The following is a 3,005-nucleotide window of genomic DNA, read 5'->3' on the forward strand; positions in this document are numbered from 1 at the left end:
CAGCGTGATTTGCAGGCCGCCCGTGCCCCACCCGCGGCCGATGGGCATCTCGCGTGACGCGAACGGCACCTGGTACCCGGGGATGGACACGCCCTTGATGATGGCGCGGCGGATTTCGCGCTTCGATGCCTCGTCGAAGAACGCGTAGTTATAGCGCTGCTGCATCGCGGGCCTCCTTCGACTCGGCGGGTTGATCGTGCGGGTCGCGCGTACTTTGCGGGTCGTGCGCGACGCGCGTGCCGTGCGGGTCGCATTCGCCGCATTCGCTGTGCTCGTCACGCGTGCCGCGCACGCTGGACAGCTTCGACTGGAACGTGACATAGTGGGGCAGCTTGAGGTGCGAGATGAAGCCGGTGGCCTCCACGCCGTCCACGTGGTACAGCACGAACTCCTCGTCCTCGGTGGGGAACCGTTTGTCGCCGCGCTCCAGGCAGTGGTCGAGCACGCTCATGGCGATGGCCTTCGTCTCGGCGCGGCCGAACACCAGGCCGTAGCCGATGGCCAGCGACAGGCCGCCGCCATCGGAGCGTGTGGCCGTCGCCGTGCCGCCGTCGGCATCGCTTTCGCCCTCGCTCTCGAACACGCTTTCCACCTCGGTCACCGGGACGGAACCCAGGTAGTAGGCGTCTTGCTCGCCGCCCGCCTCAAGCGGATGGTCAACGGCCACGGCCACGCGACCGGAGCGAAGCTCGCCCACCGTGGGATGCGCAGGGCCGAAGCCGCGGATGGCGGCGTAGCCGAGCGCCTCGACGGCCTGCGTCATGCCGCGCGCGAGCGTCTGCAATCGCACGGAGCGCGGTGCCGGGAACGAGAGCGGCGCCATGGTGGCGTCCACCGGCGGCGCGTCGTCGGCTTCGACGTGCGCGAGCAGGCCTTGGGCGCGCAGGTAGTCCAGCACGCGCGGAAGGGTGGCGGGAGTTTGGGGCGCGCCGGGCACGGCGGTGTCGGGAGACTTCGTAGGGGTGCCCTGCTGGGCGCCCGCAGGCGGGCAGCAGCCCGCCCCTACGGGGATCTCCGCGCACGGGGAAGCGGCGGGCGCAACGTCGGGCGCGGCCTCGAGGACCTCGGCGACCTTCTCGAAGTGGGCGGCCAGTTCGGCGCGCTTCTCGGCCAGCTCTTCGGCGCCCTCGGTTTCCAGGTCGAACGCCAGCAGACGGTGGCTGTAGTCGCGCGTGGCACCCAGCACCTGGCCGCCGGGCACGTCCTTGAACGCGGCCGACACGCGGCGGTTCACGCGCATGGCGCCCGTGTCCACCGGACGCGACACGTAGGGGCGCTCCAGCGTGGAGCGGAACGCGCGCAGCAGGAACACGGCCTCGTCGGGCGAGCCCTGCGCCTGTTTGAGCGCCAGCGCAGCCAGACGCGGCGCATAGAGCGAGGCCTCGCCCATCACCTGGTCGACCAGTTCGGGAAACGTGCCCTCGATCTCGTCGGTGCCCCAGGCGGACGACGCGCTAACGCGCTGGTATTCCAGCAGCTTGAGGCTTTCCTCGATGGCTTTCCCGCCACCGCGCACGGCAACGTATCCCATCTAGCGCACCCCCTTCGCAGCGGATGCGGCGGTTGCGGCGGGCGCTGCGGGCATTGCGGGCGCGACGGCTGCGACGGGCGCCGCGGGCGTTGCGTTGTCGGGAGACTGCGTAGGGGCGCCCTGCTGGGCGCCCGCGGGCGGGCAGCAGCCCGCCCCTACGGAGATCTCCGCGCGCGGGGAAGCACCCGACGCGCCGGGCATGGCGGGCACGGGCTCGGAATGTTTCACGTGAAACATTTGTTCTTTTGTCGCACTACATTGAGTCGATTGTTTCACGTGAAACATCGATGCGGGATCGGTCGAGGGATCGAGGCCGGGCGCTGGGTTGGTTGCAGCGTCGGGCGCGAGGTCAGACGCGGGGTCGGCGCCGAACCCGGTTGCGGGGTCGGCGAGGCGTCGCGCGCTCGAGCTACGCGGCACGGCGACGATGCGGCCTTCCGGATCCACCAGCACGATTTCGATGCCGCAAGGGAACTCGTCGCCGCGCGCGTCGCGGGCGCGCAGCCAGTCCACGCGATCGACGGCGAAGCGGTTCTCGCGTTCCACGCCCGGGCCCTGCAGCGCCACCACGTGCACGGCCGGCTGGGAAACCTCGCCGCTTTCGGGCGCGTCGGCCAAACGGGCGCAACCCACGAGCACGGTCGCCCCCTTCTCGGGCGACACCAGCGTGCCGCGGCATGCCTCCGCCACCGCCTCGTACACCGTCTGCGCGTCGGCGCGCGCGGGCACCACCACGAAGTCGGCATCGCGCAGGGACACCCGACGCGCGTGCGTCTCGCTCGTAAGGTACGCAGCCACGGCGTCGGACTCGGAATCGGCCACGCAGAACGTCACCGCCTGGTCCACGAACAGGCGCACCACCAGCTCCAACGACGCGTCGAGCGCAACGGGGCTCGCCGGGTTCTCGGGCGCCGGCGCCAACCGGTGCACGGTTCCCGGATGCGCGAACGCATCGAGCACGCAGCGGAACGCCCGCTGGGCGCGATGCAGGTCAGCGTCTTCTCGTATCGTCATGCTTCCACCTTCATCGTAGAGAAATCAACCTTCGTCGCCGCGGTGCGACGCGCCTCGCGCTGGTCGCGCGCTTCGACGCGCGCCAGCTCGGCGCGCAGGGAAGCGTCCCAGCGGGAAGCCCACGCGTCGCCCGCCGCGCCGGAGAACACCGCGTCCACCACGGCAAGCTCGTAAGCGCGGCACCGATCGCTGCCCAGCACGAGGCCCAGGCCCACGGCGTCGCCCACGCGCACGCGGCACGACGTCATCAGCGCCTCGCCCAGAAAGAACAGGCTTCCCTGCGCCGTCTCGCGCGCCTGCACCATCACCAGCTCCTCGCGCGGCTCGTCGAGCACCGCGACGGCGCCCTGCGACCCATCGCGCTCCACCTCGCACACGATGGCCCGAGCCAACGCCGGATCGCCCTCCACCAAAGCACGAGTACGCTCATACCGTTTCAACAAAACACCACTCCCATCTG

At 70.7% G+C, this 3,005-nt stretch carries 4 protein-coding genes; all 4 read right to left on the reverse strand.

Annotated elements, in window-relative coordinates; translation table 11 throughout:
- Positions 1-165: alpha-D-ribose 1-methylphosphonate 5-phosphate C-P-lyase PhnJ (locus ACMO6A_RS03725; protein ID WP_418470803.1), on the reverse strand; the 165-nt coding region annotated here is incomplete at its 3' end.
- Positions 149-1,531 (reverse strand): carbon-phosphorus lyase complex subunit PhnI, encoded by a 1,383-nt coding sequence (locus tag ACMO6A_RS03730; protein WP_114526272.1) that lies wholly within the window; start codon positions 1,529-1,531, stop codon positions 149-151. The genes ACMO6A_RS03725 and ACMO6A_RS03730, both read right to left, overlap by 17 nt.
- Positions 1,532-2,545, reverse strand: coding sequence for a phosphonate C-P lyase system protein PhnH (gene phnH, locus ACMO6A_RS03735; protein ID WP_009607955.1), 1,014 nt, complete (start codon positions 2,543-2,545; stop codon positions 1,532-1,534). It lies immediately after the preceding gene.
- The coding region (gene phnG, locus ACMO6A_RS03740) for a phosphonate C-P lyase system protein PhnG (protein ID WP_418470802.1) at positions 2,542-3,005 on the reverse strand (464 nt) is incomplete at its 5' end. The genes phnH and phnG, both read right to left, overlap by 4 nt.

It is taken from the genome of Eggerthella sp., assembly GCF_048329335.1.
GTDB lineage: Bacteria > Actinomycetota > Coriobacteriia > Coriobacteriales > Eggerthellaceae > Eggerthella > Eggerthella lenta.